A 15,830-nucleotide genomic window follows, 5' to 3' on the forward strand; every position below is an offset into this window, starting at 1 on the left:
AATCGACCCTCTACACTGACGCCACGATGGCTCGACCGTGGCCGTCGCTGAGAGAGGATCAACGATGACCGACATCCAGACCCTGCTCGACAATCGGCCGCCGACGGTCGGAGCGATGTTCAACCTGCGGGTGTCGAAGACGCCCGATCTCGAGGCGTTCCGCTACCCGGACGCCCAGGAGAACTGGGTGAGCCTGACCTGGACGCGGACCCGCCAGCAGGTGTGGGAGCTCGGTGCGGGCCTGCTCTCCCTTGGCCTGCAGCCCGAGGACCGTGTCGCGATCGCGTCCAACACCCGGATCGAGTGGGTGCTGATGGACCTGGCGATCAACTGCGCAGGCGGGGCGACGACGACGGTCTACCCCAACACCCAAGGCCCCGAGTTCGCGCACATCGTCACCCATTCCGACTCGCGTTATTTCGTGGCCGAGAACGTCGCACAGGTCGAGAAGCTGCGCGCGCTGGTGCCCGAGGGCCAGATCCGGCAGATCATCTTGTTCGACGGCCAGCTCGACGGCGCCCTCAGTGTCGCCGATCTGCGTGCGCGCGGGCGCGCCCATCTCGCCGAGCATCCCACTGCGATGGACGACGCGGTTGCGGCCACGACATCCGACTCACTGGCGACCCTGATCTACACCTCCGGCACCACCGGCCTGCCCAAGGGCGTCGAACTGACCCACGGCAACTGGACCTATGAGGGCGTGGGCGTCGACTCGCTCAACATCATCGGCGCCGGCTCGCTGCAGTACTTCTGGCTGCCGCTGTCGCACGTGTTCGGCAAGGCGGTGTCGATGATCCAGCTGCAGATCGGCTTCGGCTCGGTCATCGACGGACGCCTCGACCGCATCGTCCCCGGCCTGGGGGCGACCAATCCGGCGTTCATGTGCGGCGCCCCCCGCATCTTCGAGAAGGTGCGCAACGCGGTGAAGGCGAACTCGGCCAGCGGGGTGAAGTTCAAGATCGCGCGCTGGGCGTTCGCGGTCGGCCGCGAATCGAACCCGTACCGCCTGGCCGGCAAGCCGATGCCGAAGCTGCTCGCGGTCCAGTACGCGCTCGCCAACAAACTGGTCTTCTCCAAGCTGCAGGCCCGGATGGGCGGCAAGATCGAGTTCATGGTGTCCGGCTCGGCCAAGCTGAGCCCCCAGGTGCAGGAGTGGTTCTACTCCGCCGGCATCGTGATCGTCGAGGGCTACGGTTCCACCGAGACCTCGGCCGTCGCCACGGTGAACCCGCCGGTCACGCCGCGCTTCGGCACGGTCGGCCCCGCGCTGCCGGGAACCGAGATCCGGATCGCCGCCGACGGCGAGGTGCTGATCAAGGGGCCGGGCATCATGCGCGGCTACCACAAGGATCCCGAGCAGACCGCCGAGGTGCTCATCGACGGCTGGTTCCACACCGGCGACATCGGCGAACTGGACGCCGACGGCTACCTGCGGATCACCGACCGCAAGAAGGACCTGATGAAGACCTCGGGCGGCAAGTACGTCGCCCCGCAGAAGGTCGAGGGCACCCTGGCGGCGAACATTCCCTACGCATCCCAGGTGATCGCGGTCGGCGATGGACGCAAGTACATCTCGGCGCTGATCACCCTCGATCCGGCGGCGGTCGAGAACTGGGCCAAGCGTCACGGCAAGGAGGATCTCAGCTACGCCGAACTCACCCAGCTGCCCGAGATGCGTGCCTCGGTCGACCGCTTCATGAAGCGGGCCAACGGCAAGCTGGAACGTTGGGAGACGGTGAAGCGGTACGCGATCCTCGACCACGAGTTGACGGTGGAGGACGGTGGCCTGACCGCCAACATGAAGCTGCGCCGCAGTGTCGTCACCCGACGGTACGCCGACGTGGTCGACTCGCTCTACGACACCGAGGACGATGACTGAGCTTCACCTCGTGCGCGTGCCGGTGCGCTGGGCCGATCTCGACGCACAGGACAGCCTGCCCCAGCGGTGGGCCAACGATGCGGTCATCCTCGACTACCTCCAGGAGGCGCGCGTCGACTTCCTGCTCCGCGGCCCGAACGCGCACCTGCTCGGCGGCGGCATCATCGTGGTCGAGCATCAGGTCGAGTACCTGGCGCCCATCCGCGGCGGCGTCGGAGAGGTCGAGGTCGGCTTGAGCGTGGGTGATGTCCGTGCCGCGCAGTTCACCGTCGGCTACGAGGTGTACGCCGCCGGTGAGCGCGTCGCCCGGGCTCGCACGCTGCTGTGCAATTTCGACTTCGCCACGCAGCGCCCCGCGCGCATGGCGGACGCCGAACGCCGCTGGTTCACCGAGCGTTCCGTCCCGCTGGACCCGTTGCGTGACGTCGGCGACTATCAGGTGTCCGGGCGTCATTATGCGCACCCGCTGGTGGTGCGCTGGTCCGACCTGGACGCCTACGGTCACGCCAACAACACCCGCTTCTACGACTATGTCGGCGAGGCGCGGGTGGGAATGCTGGGGGCCCCGTCGCGCGGCAGCGCGTGGCTGGTCGTGCGCCAGGACATGCGCTACATCGGGCAGATCGAGCATCGGCTCGAGCCGTACCAGGTGCAGACGTCGGTGGCTGCGCTCGGGCGGACCTCACTCACGCTGGCCGCGCGCATCGTAGACTCCTCGGCTGGGCGCACCCTGGCGCGCGCGGTCACCGTGCTGGTGCACGCGGACGCCGCGGGGCGTCCGCAACCGCTGCCCGGCGCCGTGCGCGACCTGTACCGGCGCTGGCCGGCAGAACCGAAGAAAGGGAACCGGTGAGACTTCATCGTTGCGCCGTGCTCGGGTCTCCGATCGCGCACTCGCTCAGCCCCGTAATTCATCGGCGCGCCTATGACGTGCTGGGCATCGCCGACGACTGGCACTACGGCCGCTACCAGGTCGAAGAGGATGAACTGGCTGCGTTCGTGGCCTCTTGCGGGCCCGAGTGGGTCGGCCTGTCCTGCACCGCCCCGCTGAAGAGCGTGCTGCTCACCCTCGGCGAGCCGTCGCAGCGCGCCCGGATGCTGGAGTCCGGCAACACCCTGATCTTCAACCCCGGGGGGGCTCCGCAGGTCGAGAACACCGATGTCACCGGCCTTACCGGGGCGCTCGGCCGCGCCGGCGTCACCAGCGCCAACCGTGCCATCCTGCTCGGGAACGGCGCCACCGCGCGGTCGGCGGTGTACGCGCTGGCCGAACTCGGCGTCCGTGACCTACTGGTGCTGGTGCGTTCCCCCGAGAAGGCCCGCGCCAGCCTGGATGCGCTCACCGACGCGTTGGGCGTCCGTTACGAACTGGGGGTCTACGGCGAGGTGCCGGACGCCGAATCCGTCGACATCGTGATCGCGACCGTGTCGGCCCCCCTGCAGCCGGAGGTGGCCGCGGGAATCGCGGCGATGACGAACACGTGTTTCGACGCCACCTACAACTATTACCCGACCCGCCTGGACGTGGCCGCCCGCGAGGCGGGCATCGTTCAGCTGTCGGGCATCGACCTGCTGGTCGGGCAGGCGCTCGACCAGATCCGGCTCATGACGGGTCACCATTGTCCGCCCGAGCCGCTGCTGGAGGCCTGCTACGCCGCCCTCGGCAAGTCCTGAGGGCGGCCTGCCGGACTCAGGCGCGTTCGAGTTCGGCGCTCTTGCCCTGGGAGCGGCGCAGCCAATGCGGCCCCATGAACAGCACCGTGATCACGGCGGTGATGCCGAGCGGGATGCCCAGGATGACGACGAGGATGTCCAGGACGGCCGGTTCGGCCTCCTGCGGCCACCCGGGCAGGCTTTCGAGGAGGGGAATCAAGGCGAGATGCGACATGTCCCGAATGCTAGCGGACGAGTCGGGTAGATTGACTGCCCGGGACAGCGGCGAAGGAGCAACCCTGGTGAGCGCAGAATCGACGGCCCGAGTGATCTGGGACGGCAACGACATGGGTCGGGCATTGAAACGGATCGCCCATCAGGTCTTGGAGTCCAATCGAGGCCCCGAGGGCCTCGTCCTGCTGGGCATCCAGACCCGCGGCGTCCCGCTTGCGGCGCGGCTGGGCGCGTTGATCGCCGAGTCCGAGGGTGTCGAGGTGCCGGTGGGCGAACTCGACATCACCATGTACCGCGACGACCTGCGCAGCCAGCCGACTCGCGCGGTGGGGCGCACGCGCATCCCGGTGGCGCTGGACGACAAGACCGTCGTGCTCGTCGACGACGTGCTCTGCTCCGGGCGCACCATCGCCGCCGCCATGGACGCCCTGTCCGACCTCGGGCGGCCGCGGGTCGTCCGCCTGGCGGTGCTGATCGACCGTGGGCACCGCGAACTGCCGATCCAGGCCGACCATGTCGGCAAGGACCTGCCGACCAGCTCCACCGAGCACGTGCGCGTCGCGCTCACCGAGATCGACGGCGAAGACCTGATCACCCTCGGCCACCAGAAGGGGGCCTGATGCGTCACCTGCTCAGCGCGGCGGACCTGTCGCGCCGTGAGGCGCTGTCCATCCTCGACATGGCCGAGGAGATGCACGAGGTGCAGCGCCGCCCGATCAAGAAGCTGCCCGCCCTGCGCGGACGCACCATCATCAACATGTTCTTCGAGGATTCGACGCGCACCCGCACGAGCTTCGAGATTGCCGGCAAATGGATGAGCGCCGACACGATCAACGTGTCCGCCAAGGGCTCCTCGGTGTCGAAGGGGGAGTCGCTGCGCGACACCATGCTGACCCTCGACTCGATGGGCGTGGACTGCTTCGTCATCCGGCACGGTTCCTCGGGCGCGGTCGCGCAGGCGGCGAACTGGGTGAAGGCGTCCGTCGTCAACGCCGGCGACGGCCAGCACGAGCACCCCACCCAGGCGCTGCTGGACGCGTACGCGATGCGCCAGCATTTCCGCCAGGCGCGCGTCCGGGAAGGATTCGAGGGCAAGCGGATCGCCATCGTCGGCGACCTGCTGCACAGCCGGGTGGTCCGCTCGAACGTGCTGCTGCAGCGCACGCTCGGCGGGCAGGTCACCTTGGTCGCGCCGCCGACCCTGCTGCCCACCGGTGTGGAGCAGTGGGGGGTGGCCGTCAGCCACGACCTGGACGCCGTGCTGCCCCGGGCCGACATCGTGATGATGCTGCGAGTCCAGCGCGAGCGGATGTCGGGCGGGTTCTTCCCGACCGCCCGCGAATATTCGGCCGGCTACGGCCTGACCGCCGAGCGGCTCGGCCTGCTCAAGCCGGAGGCCGCGATCATGCACCCCGGCCCGATGAACCGCGGCGTGGAGATCTCCTCCGAGGCCGCCGACGCCGCTAACTCGCGCGTCCTCGATCAGGTGTCCGCGGGCGTCGCTGTCCGCATGAGTGTGCTGTACCACCTGCTGGGTGGAGAGGGAGGAGCCCGATGAGTCTGGTCATCACCGGTGTGACGCTGGCCGACGGCGGCGTGCGCGATCTCGCGATCGACGGCGGCCGTTTCGTCGAGGTCACCGACGCCCCCGCGGGCGCGGAGCGCATCGACGGCTCCGGCCTGCTCGCCTTGCCCGGCCTGGTCGACCTGCACACGCACCTGCGCGAACCGGGCAAGGAGGACGCTGAGACGGTGGCCTCCGGCACCCTGGCCGCTGCGCGCGGCGGCTTCACCGCCGTCTTCGCGATGCCGAACCTCGACCCGGCCACCGACACCGCCGAGGCGGCCGCCTATGTCGCCGATCTCGGACGCCGCGACGGCCACTGCGAGGTGGTCCCGATCGGTGCGGTCACCAAGGGCCGCGAGGGCACCGAACTCGCCGAACTCGGGCTGATGGCGGCCCAAGGCGTGCGGGTGTTCTCCGACGACGGTGCCTGCGTGCACGATTCGCTGATCATGCGCCGCGCGCTCACCTACCTCAAGCCGTTCGACGGCGTCGTCGCCCAGCACGCCCAGGATCCGCGTCTGGCCGGGCCGGGCGCCTGCTGCCACGAATCCGAGATCTCCGGACGCCTCGGCCTGCCCGGCTGGCCGGCCGTGGCGGAGTCGACGATCATCGCCCGCGACGTGCAACTGGCCGAGTTCACCGGCGGCCGCTACCACGCCTGCCACATCTCGACCGCCGAGAGCGTGGACGTGATCCGCTGGGCGAAGGCCCGCGGTAAGGCGCAGGTGACCGCCGAGGTCACCCCGCACCACCTGCTGCTGGACACCCCGCATGTGGAGAGCTTCGACACCACCTACAAGGTCAACCCGCCGCTGCGCACCTCGGAGCATCTCGAAGCCCTACGCGCGGCGCTGGCCGACGGCACCATCGACATCGTGGGCACCGACCACGCCCCGCACACCGTGCAGGACAAGGACCATCCCTTCGATGTCGCCGCACCCGGCATGCTCGGCCTGGAGCAGGCGCTCGCCGTGGTGATGGAGGTCATGGTGAACACCGGACGCCTCGACTGGGCCGGCCTGGCCGACCGGATGTCGGTCGCGCCCGCGCGGATCGGACGCCTCGCGCACCAAGGGCGCCCGCTCGCGGTGGGCGAGCCGGCGCATCTGGTGCTGGTCGACCCGAGCCGGCGGGAGACCGTCGACAAGAGCCGCTCGGCGTCCAAGTCGCGCAACAACCCCTACCACGGCCTCGACCTGCCCGACCCGGTCGAGTTGACCGTGTGGGCCGGCCGCATCACCCATCGCCGCTGACGTGCTGAAGAGGCTCGCGCCACTGCTGTATCTGCCGGTGTTCCTCGGGTGGTATTTCGCACTCGAGGGACGCCCGGCCTCCTCGATGATCGACGTCTCCTCGCCGCTGGATGCGCTGTTCGGCTTCGACGCCCGCTGGATCCTGGCCTACCTGGCCTGGTTCCCGTACCTGCTCGGTTTCATCGCCTGGCTGTACGTGATCGACTGGCGGCGCGGCGCGGAGATCCCGCGGCTGGCGTTCCTGCTAATCACCGGCATGACCGCCTGCCTGATCGGGTACACGCTGTGGCCCACCACCCAGTCGCTGCGGCCCGACAGCTACCCCGATCAGGGCGTGTTCACCACCATCGTCGAGGGTCTGCAAGGCTTCGACGACCCCTCGAACGTGTTCCCCAGCCTGCACGTGTACACCTCGATCGTGGTCGCGTTCTGCCTGGCCACCAGCCGTTACGTGACGCGACGCTGGGTGGTGGCGACCTCCTGGGTGCTGGTGGTGCTGATCGCGGGCTCGACCTGCTTCCTGAAACAGCATTCGATCCTGGACGCCTTCGGTGCGGCCGCGCTGTTCGTGGTCGTGTGGGTGGCCTGGCGGCTCGTGGTGCGCGTATGGGACCGCCGGGGACTGTCGGCGGGGTAGGGCAAGATAGGCGCACAACCGCCGACGGCGGCGTCATCCATCCCGTACGGAAGGAACATCACACGATGAGCGACAAGACCGGCACCGCACAGATCGGGGTCGTCGGCATGGCCGTCATGGGCTCGAATCTGGCCCGCAACTTCGCCAGCAAGGGTTTCCGCACCGCGATCTTCAACCGCAGCTACGCCAAGACCGCCGCGGTGCTCCAGGCGCACCCCGAGGCCGAGTTCATCGGCTCGGAGACGGTCGAGGAGTTCGTCGACTCGCTGGAGAAGCCGCGCCGGATCATCATGATGGTCAAGGCCGGCCCGGCCACCGACGCCACCATCGCGACCCTGACGCCGCATCTGGACGCCGGCGACATCATCATCGACGGCGGCAACACCTACTTCCCCGACACCCGCCGGCGCGAGAAGGAGCTTTCGGCCCAGGGCTTCAACTTCATCGGCTGTGGCATCTCCGGCGGTGAGGAGGGCGCCCTGAAGGGCCCCGCGATGATGCCGGGCGGCCCGAAGGAGTCCTACACCCACGTCGGCCCGATGCTGGAGGCCGTGGCGGCGTCCTATCAGGGCGAGCCGTGCTGCACCTGGATCGGCACCGACGGTGCCGGCCACTTCGTGAAGATGGTGCACAACGGCATCGAGTACGCCGACATGCAGTTCATCGGCGAGGCCTACGACCTGCTCAAGGGCGTCGGGCTGTCGGCATCCGAAGCCGCGGACGTGTTCGCGCAGTGGAACACCGGCGATCTGGACTCCTACCTGATCGAGATCACCTCCGAGGTGCTGCGCCAGATCGACGCCGAGACCGGCAAGCCGCTGGTCGACGTGGTGGTGGACGCCGCGGGCATGAAGGGCACCGGCACCTGGACGGTGCAGGAGACGCTGAACCTCGGCGTTCCCGCCGCGGCCATCGCCGAGGCCGTCTACGCGCGCGCCGCGTCTTCGAGCCCCGAACTGCGCCAGGCGGCCCGCGCCGCGCTGACCGGGCCGAGCGGCGGCGTCCAGGTCGATGATCGCGAGGCGTTCGTGGAGGACGTCCGCCAGGCGCTGTGGTGCGCGAAGGTGGTCGCCTACGCCCAGGGCCTGCACCTGATCAAGGTCGCCGGCCAGGACTACGGCTGGGACATCGACGTGGCCGCGGTGGCGCGCATCTGGCGCGCGGGCTGCATCATCCGCGCCAAGCTGCTGGACCGCATCTCCAATGAGTACGCGGCCGGCAACCTGGAGACGCTGCTGGAGGCCCCGTCGATCGCCGCCGGTCTCGCTGACGCGCAGGGATCCTGGCGCCGGGTGGTGGCGCGCGCCGCCGAGGCCGGGGTGCCGATCCCGGGCTTCGCGTCGGCGCTGTCGTACTACGACCTGGTCCGCGCCGAGCGCACCAACGCCGCGCTCACCCAGGGCATGCGCGACTTCTTCGGCGCGCACACCTACCAGCGGGTCGACAAGGAGGGCACCTTCCACACGCTGTGGAGCGGCGACCGCTCCGAGGTCGAGGCCGTCGACGCGCACTGAGATGACCGCCACCTCGCTCCCGCAGGCGGCGCGGGCCTCGGAATGGCCGGCGCCCGCACCCGTCCGCCTGCGGGGGCTGAGCACCGCGGCCGGCGTCCTGGCCTGCCTGCACGCCCTGGTGGCGCTGGTCGCGACCGGCGCCAGCGCGTGGCGGCTCGGTGAGCCGCCCGCGTGGCTGACCGACGACGCCTACAACGGCCTGGTCATCGGCACCGAGGTGTCGTTGCTGATCGCCGGGCTGGTCTGGGTGATCTGGCAGTTCCGCGCCGTGCGCGCCTACCCGCCGGGCACGCCGCGGCACACCCCGTGGTGGCACGTGTGGTCGTGGCTGATCCCGGTGGGCGCCTGGTGGCTGCCCTACCGCAACCTCGCCGACCTGTTCCGTTGCGCCGGTGCGCCCCGGCCGCGCTGGATGATCGCCTGGTGGCTGGCGTGGGTGCTCGGCGCGCCGCTCTCGGCGGCAGGCCGGACCGTGTCGCTGATGTACCCCGGCATCGCGGTGTGGCTGATGGTGGCCGGCGGCGTCCTGCTCGCCGTCGCGGCGCCGCTGGCGTTCGCGCTGCTCAGGCGGCTCAGTAGCGGGCGACCCACGGATCGGTGACCAGCGTCGAGACCGACGTCGCCAGATCAACCCCCGCCGCGGACGCCGTGCGCCGCAGATAGGCTTCGGCGCGCGGCAGCCACAGCCATTCGGCTGCCCAGTGCGGCACGTCGACCAGCGCGGGGGCGTCCGCATGCGCCAGGAAATCCTGTGCCGGATGGTGGCGCAGGTCGCCGGTCACATAGCAGTCGACCTCCGCGGCCCGGGCGGTATCGAGCAGCGAGTCTCCGGCGCCGCCGAGCACGGCGACCGTGCTCAGCAGCCGGCCGGGATCCCCGCCCAGCTTCACCCCGCCCGCCGTGCCCGGCACGGACGCCGCCAGGCGGCGCGCGAAGGCGTCCGCGGTGATCGGCTCGGGCAGGCGCCCGATCCGGCCCAGGCCGAGCGCGGGCTCGCTGGCTGATGGCACCAGCGGGCGCCGATCGACCAGCCCGCACGCGTCGGCGAGGGCGTCCGCGACCCCGTCGGCGGCGGCGTCCGCGTTGGTGTGCGCGCTGAACACGCTGATCCCGGCCCGCAGCAAGGTGGCGACCACTCGGCCCTTGGGCTGGTCGGTGCGCACCGCGTGGACGCCGCGCAGCAGCAGCGGGTGATGGCTGACGATCAACTGGGCGCCCGCCGCGATCGCCTCGGCGACCACGGCGTCGGTCACGTCGACCGCGAACAGCACCCGGTCGACGGACGCGTCCGGGTCACCGACCGACAATCCGACCTGGTCCCATCCCTCGGCCAGGCCCGGGGGATAGGCGTCCTCGAACCAGCCGGCGAGGGTGGCGACTCTGACGCCCATCGCTGCTCAGCGCTCCTGGTTGGCTAGGGCCCGGACGGCGTCGTCGCGCCGCTCGATCACCAGCCGCCGCACCGAGTCGGGCAGTTCCCGGTCTGCCAGGAAGGCGTCCAGCTTGCGCAGGAACGCGGCATCGGCCAGCGGACGGGGGAACAGCAACCCCAGCACGTGTTGCCGGATCGTGGTCGATGCGGACGCCCACGGGCCGCGCCGCTCGGCGATCGCATCCACGACCTCGAGATAGGCGTCGGCGTAGGGCGCGAGCACCTCGTCCTGATCGAACTGCCAGAACTGGGCGCAGATCTGGAAGTGGGTCTCGTTCGGGGTGTCGCGCTGCGTGGCTGCCGCCCAGGCGTCGGCCTTGGCGGCGGCGTCCTTGAGCGCGGCCCGGGCACCGGCCGCCTTCTCGGCACCGGTCGCCGTCTTGTCGCGCTCAGCTTCGGCCGCGATGGCCGCCTCGCCGATGGCGCCGACGCGGGCCAGATCGGTGAGCAGCCGCCAGCGCAGATCGGTGTCCACGCTCAGGCCCTCGGGCACCTCCTCGCCATCCAGCCACGCCTGCAGCACCGCCGCGCCGATCTCGTCGTTGATCGACGACGACAGCGCGCGCGCCAGCGCGAGCTGATGATCCGATCCCGGTTCGGCGGCCTTCAGCAGCCGGGCCAGGCCGGCGGTGAAGCGGTCGGCAAGCGCGCGGCGGGCCGTGCGCGGGGAGTAGTGGTCGATCGCCGCGCGGGCCTGGGCGAGCAGGGCGTTCACCGCGGTCAGGTCGCTCTCGACGCCGACACCGCGCAGCACCAGATCGACATAGTCGGCTGCGGGCATCTCGCCGTCGCGGGTGAGATCCCAGGTCGCCCCCCAGGCCAGCGCGCGCGCCAGCTCGTCGTCCAGCAGGTGCACCGAGCCGACCAGCGTGGCGAGCGAGCGCTCATCGAGCCGGATTTTGGCGTAGCTGAGGTCGTCGTCGTTGAGCAGCAGCAGATCCGGACGCCGCACCCCCACCAGCGCCGGCACCTGGGTGAGCGGGCCGTCGATGTCGAACTCGACGCGATCCCGGCGGGTCAGCTTATCGCCGGCCAGATCGTAGAGGCCGACCGCGATCCGGTGCCGGCGCAGCGTGGGCCAGTCCGGGGTGGCGGCCTGGCGGATGGCGAACGAGGCGAACTCCTCCCCGCCGGCGCCGAGCGTCGTCTCGAACTCGGCGCTGAGCGTGTTCACCCCGGCCGTCTGCAGCCACTGGCTGGTGAAGAACGACAGATCCCGGCCAGAGGCGTTCTCGAGGTGGACCAGCAGGTCAGGCAGGCGGGTGTTGCCGAAAGCGTGCTCGGCGAAATAGGCGCGCACCCCGGCGAGGAAGGCGTCCTGGCCGACGAAGGCGACCAGCTGCCGCAGCGCCGAGGCGCCCTTGGCATAGGTGATGCCGTCGAAGTTGAGCTCGACCGCCTCCAGGTCGACCATGTCGGCGGCGATCGGGTGCGTCGAGGGCAGCTGATCCTGCCGGTAGGCCCACGTCTTGCGGCTGTTGCAGAAGGTCGCCCACGGATTGGCCCGGTCTGCGTACTCGGCACGGATCTGTTCCTGGGCGAAGTGGCTGGCCCATTCGGCGAACGACTCGTTGAGCCACAGATCGTCCCACCAGGTCATCGTGACGAGATCGCCGAACCACATGTGCGCCATCTCGTGCAGGATCGTGTTGTCGCGGCTCTCGTAAGCAGATCGGGTCTGCCGGCTACGGAAGATGTACTCGTCGCGGAAGGTGATGCAGCCGGCGTTCTCCATCGCGCCGAAGTTGAATTCCGGCACGAAAACCTGGGCGTAGTCGTCGAACGGGTACGGGCAGCCGAAGTGCCGCTCGAACACCGCGAAGCCGCGCTGGGTGGTGGTCAGGATGCGGTCGGCGTCCAGGTGCTCGGCCAGCGAGGCCCGCACGTGCACCGACAGCGGGATGGAGGTGCCGTCCTCGCGCAGGTAGGCGTCCGTCACCGAGTGGAACTCGCCGGCGCACAAGGCGGTGATGTAGGTCGAGATCCGCTTGGTGGGCGCGAACTCCCAGCGATGGACGCCGTCGCCGGCCTGGGTGGGCGCGACCGCGGGCGAGTTCGACAACACCGTCCAGGCTTGTGGTGCGAGCACGGTGAACTGGAAGGTCGCCTTCAGGTCGGGCTGTTCGAACGTGGCGAACATGCGCCGGGCATCCGCCACCTCGAACTGCGAGTACAGGTAGACCCGGCCGTCGGCGGGATCCACGAAACGGTGCAGTCCCTCGCCGGTGCGCGAGAAACGCATCACCGCGGTGACCACCAGCTCGTGGTCGCCCTCGCTCAGCGGCAGCGTCAGGTGCTCGCCGTCGGAGACCTCGTCCACCGGTAGGGCGCCGCCGTCCAGGATGACCGAGATCACCTGCTCGGCGATCAGGTTGGCGTTGGTGACGCAGGCGATCGACGAGAACCGGACCCGGGTCGTCGACACGAAGGTCGCCTCTGGCTCGGCCAGCGGCGTGCCCGCGCTGTCGCGTCCGGTCAGGTCGACGAGTACCTGGTAGGACTCGACGCGGAGTTGCTCGCTACGGACAGCGGCTTCAGCGCGCGTGATATTGGCGTGGAACATGGACCCCCCAGTCTGTTACCCCCACGAACGCGCCCACCCTAGCCGCCGCGGGCCAGGCCTGTCCGCTGTCCCTGGGCCCAGACGAGCGCGCCGTCATGGGGCCAACAATTCACTGTGTCATGGGGCCCGCCGGGCTGGCTACGCTAGGGGCCATGACGCAGACGGTTGGTTTCTGGTTCGATCCCATGTGCCCGTGGGCCTGGATGACGTCCCGGTGGATGCTCGAGGTCGAAAAGGTGCGCGACGTGCGCACCGAGTTTCACGTGATGAGCCTCTCGGTGCTCAACGAGGGCCGCGACCTCTCCGAGGACTACCGCGCCGCGATGGACAACGGCTGGGCGGCCGTCCGGGTGGCGATCGGCGTCGCGCGCGAGCACGGCCAGGAGGCGCTGCGCGCGTTCTACACCGCGATCGGCACCCGCCTGCACCCCGGAGGTGAGCCGCAGGGCCGCGCCACGATCGAGGCCGCGCTGGCCGATGCCGGGTTGCCGGCGTCCTTGGCCGATCTCGGCGACACCGACGCCCACGACGACGAACTGCGGGCCAGCCACCACGCGGGCATGGACCCGGTGGGCAACGATGTCGGCACTCCCGTGCTGCACATCAATGGCAAAGCCCTGTTCGGCCCGGTGATCAGCCCCGCGCCCACCGGCGAGGAGGCCGGATCCCTGTTCGACGGGGTGGCGAAGGTGACCGCGTACGACGGCTTCTTCGAGCTCAAGCGCAGCCGCACCGTCGGCCCGATCTTCGGCTGAGGCCGCGGTGATCGCGGCTGGGTAGAGTGCGGGTCATGCCCGAAGGACACGTGATTCATCGCCTGGCGCACGCGCTGACGGAGTCCTTCGGCGGGACCGCCGTCGACGTCACCTCGCCGCAGGGCCGGTTCGCCGAGGCTGCGCAGGTAGTGGACGGTCAGGTGCTCGAAGGGGCGGACGCCGTCGGCAAGCACCTGCTGGTCGACTTCGAACCCGGCACGGTGTGGATCCATCTGGGCCTGATCGGCAAGTTCTGGTTCACCGACTCCTTCCCGGCGCCGAATCCGGCCACGCTGCGGCTGCGCATCGCCGACGGGCGGCGCGCGGCCGACCTGCGCGGCCCGCAATGGTGCCGCCTGGTCACCCCCGAGCAACGGGCGGACGTGGTCGCGTCCTCGGGGCCCGATCCGCTGCGGCCGGACGCCGACCCGGCCCGCGCCTGGCGGGTGGTCAGCCGGAGCCGCAAGCCGATCGCCGCCGTCGTGATGGACCAGAAGGCGTTCGCCGGTGTCGGCAACATCTTCCGCGCCGAGGTGCTCTACCGGCACCACCTCGACCCCTACCTGCCCGCGGCCGACCTGCCCCGGGAGGTGTTCGAACTCGGTCTGGGCAGACCTGGTGCTGCTCATGCACGCCGCGGTCGGGGTGGGCCGGATCGACACCGTCGCCGACGAGCATTCGCCGGAGGCCACCGGACGTGACGCCCGGGTGGACCGCCACGGCGGCGAGGTCTACGTCTACCGGCGCGCGGGACTGCCCTGCCATGTGTGCGGCACCCCGGTCGCGCAGGCCGATCTGGCCGGCCGCAACCTGTACTGGTGCCCGGTCTGCCAGCCGTCCGGATCGCGGGGGGTGGCGCGCCGATGAGGGTGGACGTGAGCTGGCGGGTGACCGCCGGCGGACGGGGTCTGGCCGTGACCGCCGAGGGCGCGCCGTTGGCCGAGTTCGCCTTCGGGCTGCCCGCCGGTGAGCGGGTGACCTCCTTCTTCGACGAGGCCGACGGCCTGCTGCGCCAAGCGGACGGCGCTTTGGAGGCCTGCCTGCGCCACTTCCCGAACGACGACGGCTGGTCGAGCGTGCTGTCCCTCGACAACCGCGACGACGCCGAGCAACCGCTGCCGCCGCTCGGCGTCGCGGTGACGCTCGCGCCTGGGGCCAGCGGGTGGGCGTGGACCTCCGACACCGACGGATTCTGGGTGATCGCCCCCGCCTCAGGCCCCTGTCTGCTGATGGTGATGCGCCGCGGCTTCCTGCGCGCCGGACGCCGCGCGCCTCTCTACGCCGCCGTCGACCGGCGCGGCGACGGGCTGCCCACCGGGGTGGCCGCGTTCCACCTGGCCGATCCGGCCGGGGCGATCCGGGGCTACGGACGCCAACAAACCACGCTGGAGTTCTCGGTGATCGCCGACCTGGAGGACGCCCGCGGCGTCCTGCCAGGCTGGATGCCCGACCCGGTGCTGACCTCGCGTGATGAGCCGTTCTTCGTGCTTGAGTTGCCCGACCAGGCCATCGTTCCCGGACCAGGGCTGAGCCTGAGCACCGACGACACCACCTCCTACCTCACCGGCCACCCCGGACATCACGAGGTGGCGATCCACGGCGTCCGCGGCGTGCAACGACTGCAAGTGTCGGTGGTGCCCGACCTCGAACTCTTCCTGGCCGACCTGAGCACCGCCCTGACCTCGACCCGCCCCTCCGCGATGCCGTCAGCAACCGGCGCGCTGATCGCCTGCGCCCTGTCCCGCCGCTCGACACACGACCCGGACGCCATCCTCGACTGGCTCGAACGCGAGGACTGGCTGGCCCGCGGCGACGTGTTCGGCCCCGCCATCGCGGCGATCGTCGCCGGCGAAACCCACGATGACGCCCTGCTCGGCGCGGCCTGCGAGGCGGTCGAGTCGATGCCTTCCCAGCGCGGGCTGGGCATCGTGGCGACCCGCTGCTGGCTGGCCACCCTGCGCGCCGGCTACCCGCCTTTGGATCTCACGGGCGTGTTCGCCCGCACTGATCCGGCCGACCCCGTCGCCGGGCTGGAGGCGGCCGTGCTCAGCAACGCGGACGCCTCCGCCTGGCAACCCGTCGCGCAGCGCCTGATCCGGATGCTCGGCGGCAGCCTGCCCGGCGGCCCGATCGGCCTCCCCGAAGCGGACGCCGGCTATGCCGCGTCCGTGCTGCGGTTCGTCCCCGAGCCATGGTCCTGCCGCGAAGCCGCCACCGTCGCGGCGGAGAAGACCCTGCGCCTGCTGCTCGCCGACCACGCCGCGCGCCTGCACCCCGCACACGACGGCCTGGCCTGGTTGCTGCTGAGCGAGATCGGCGCCTGACCGGAAACCGGGCGACGGC

14 protein-coding genes and 1 pseudogene are annotated in these 15,830 nt (G+C 70.5%); 12 read left to right on the forward strand and 3 right to left on the reverse strand.

Annotation, left to right across the window (positions count from 1 at the left end; genetic code table 11):
* Positions 1 to 64: 64 nt before the first annotated feature.
* From QM708_RS14250 to QM708_RS14260, 3 genes are read left to right on the forward strand one after another with little or no spacing between them, the layout of a single operon-like run.
* A complete protein-coding gene (locus QM708_RS14250; RefSeq protein WP_415109907.1) occupies positions 65 to 1,879 on the forward strand; it encodes an AMP-dependent synthetase/ligase in 1,815 nt (604 codons plus the stop codon).
* Positions 1,872 to 2,732: an acyl-CoA thioesterase gene (locus QM708_RS14255; protein WP_415109910.1), complete on the forward strand. Its 861-nt coding sequence runs from the start codon at positions 1,872 to 1,874 to the stop codon at positions 2,730 to 2,732. Before QM708_RS14250 ends, QM708_RS14255 begins: the two co-directional genes overlap by 8 nt.
* A 17-nt stretch (positions 2,733 to 2,749) precedes the next feature.
* The gene (locus tag QM708_RS14260; protein ID WP_415109913.1) at positions 2,750 to 3,553 is read left to right on the forward strand and encodes a shikimate dehydrogenase family protein; all 804 of its coding nucleotides are present in this window, start codon (positions 2,750 to 2,752) and stop codon (positions 3,551 to 3,553) included.
* Between the two features lie 16 nt (positions 3,554 to 3,569).
* Here QM708_RS14260 and QM708_RS14265 read toward each other — a convergent pair whose 3' ends face one another.
* Positions 3,570 to 3,767, reverse strand: coding sequence for a hypothetical protein (locus tag QM708_RS14265; protein WP_415109916.1), 198 nt, complete (start codon positions 3,765 to 3,767; stop codon positions 3,570 to 3,572).
* 64 nt (positions 3,768 to 3,831) lie between these two features.
* On the opposite strand from QM708_RS14265, the gene pyrR reads away from it, so the two are divergent.
* From pyrR to QM708_RS14295, 6 genes are all read left to right on the forward strand, one after another.
* A complete protein-coding gene (gene pyrR / locus QM708_RS14270; RefSeq protein WP_415111444.1) occupies positions 3,832 to 4,386 on the forward strand; it encodes a bifunctional pyr operon transcriptional regulator/uracil phosphoribosyltransferase PyrR in 555 nt (184 codons plus the stop codon).
* A complete protein-coding gene (locus QM708_RS14275) occupies positions 4,386 to 5,324 on the forward strand; it encodes an aspartate carbamoyltransferase catalytic subunit (RefSeq protein ID WP_415109919.1) in 939 nt (312 codons plus the stop codon). The genes pyrR and QM708_RS14275 overlap by 1 nt, the downstream gene beginning before the upstream one ends.
* Positions 5,321 to 6,586 (forward strand): dihydroorotase, encoded by a 1,266-nt coding sequence (locus QM708_RS14280; RefSeq protein WP_415109922.1) that lies wholly within the window; start codon positions 5,321 to 5,323, stop codon positions 6,584 to 6,586. The genes QM708_RS14275 and QM708_RS14280 overlap by 4 nt, the downstream gene beginning before the upstream one ends.
* Before the next feature lies 1 nt (position 6,587).
* Positions 6,588 to 7,223, forward strand: coding sequence for a phosphatase PAP2 family protein (locus QM708_RS14285; RefSeq protein ID WP_415109925.1), 636 nt, complete (start codon positions 6,588 to 6,590; stop codon positions 7,221 to 7,223).
* Positions 7,224 to 7,288: 65 nt separating this feature from the next.
* Entirely contained in the window at positions 7,289 to 8,737 is a 1,449-nt protein-coding gene (gene gndA, locus QM708_RS14290) for an NADP-dependent phosphogluconate dehydrogenase (RefSeq protein ID WP_415109928.1), read from the forward strand.
* 1 nt (position 8,738) lies between these two features.
* Positions 8,739 to 9,338, forward strand: a complete 600-nt coding sequence (locus QM708_RS14295; protein WP_415109930.1) for a DUF4328 domain-containing protein — start codon at positions 8,739 to 8,741, stop codon at positions 9,336 to 9,338.
* Here QM708_RS14295 and QM708_RS14300 read toward each other — a convergent pair.
* The gene (locus QM708_RS14300) at positions 9,310 to 10,128 is read right to left on the reverse strand and encodes a Nif3-like dinuclear metal center hexameric protein (protein ID WP_415109933.1); all 819 of its coding nucleotides are present in this window, start codon (positions 10,126 to 10,128) and stop codon (positions 9,310 to 9,312) included. The genes QM708_RS14295 and QM708_RS14300 overlap by 29 nt on opposite strands.
* 6 nt (positions 10,129 to 10,134) lie before the next feature.
* A complete protein-coding gene (gene pepN / locus QM708_RS14305; protein ID WP_415109936.1) occupies positions 10,135 to 12,732 on the reverse strand; it encodes an aminopeptidase N in 2,598 nt (865 codons plus the stop codon).
* Between the two features lie 152 nt (positions 12,733 to 12,884).
* Between pepN and QM708_RS14310 the strand changes: the two genes are divergently transcribed.
* The 3 genes and pseudogenes from QM708_RS14310 to QM708_RS14320 all read left to right on the forward strand — a co-directional run bounded on the left by QM708_RS14310 (position 12,885) and on the right by QM708_RS14320 (position 15,811).
* Entirely contained in the window at positions 12,885 to 13,487 is a 603-nt protein-coding gene (locus QM708_RS14310; protein WP_415109939.1) for a DsbA family protein, read from the forward strand.
* Positions 13,488 to 13,522: 35 nt separating this feature from the next.
* Positions 13,523 to 14,354 (forward strand): annotated as a pseudogene (locus QM708_RS14315) (Fpg/Nei family DNA glycosylase).
* Complete coding sequence (locus tag QM708_RS14320; RefSeq protein WP_415109941.1) at positions 14,306 to 15,811, forward strand: hypothetical protein; 1,506 nt, start codon at positions 14,306 to 14,308, stop codon at positions 15,809 to 15,811. The pseudogene QM708_RS14315 and the gene QM708_RS14320 overlap by 49 nt, the downstream one beginning before the upstream one ends.
* The last annotated feature ends 19 nt before the right edge of the window (positions 15,812 to 15,830 follow it).

This window comes from Propioniciclava sp. (assembly GCF_047602245.1).
Taxonomy (GTDB): Bacteria; Actinomycetota; Actinomycetes; order Propionibacteriales; family Propionibacteriaceae; genus Propioniciclava.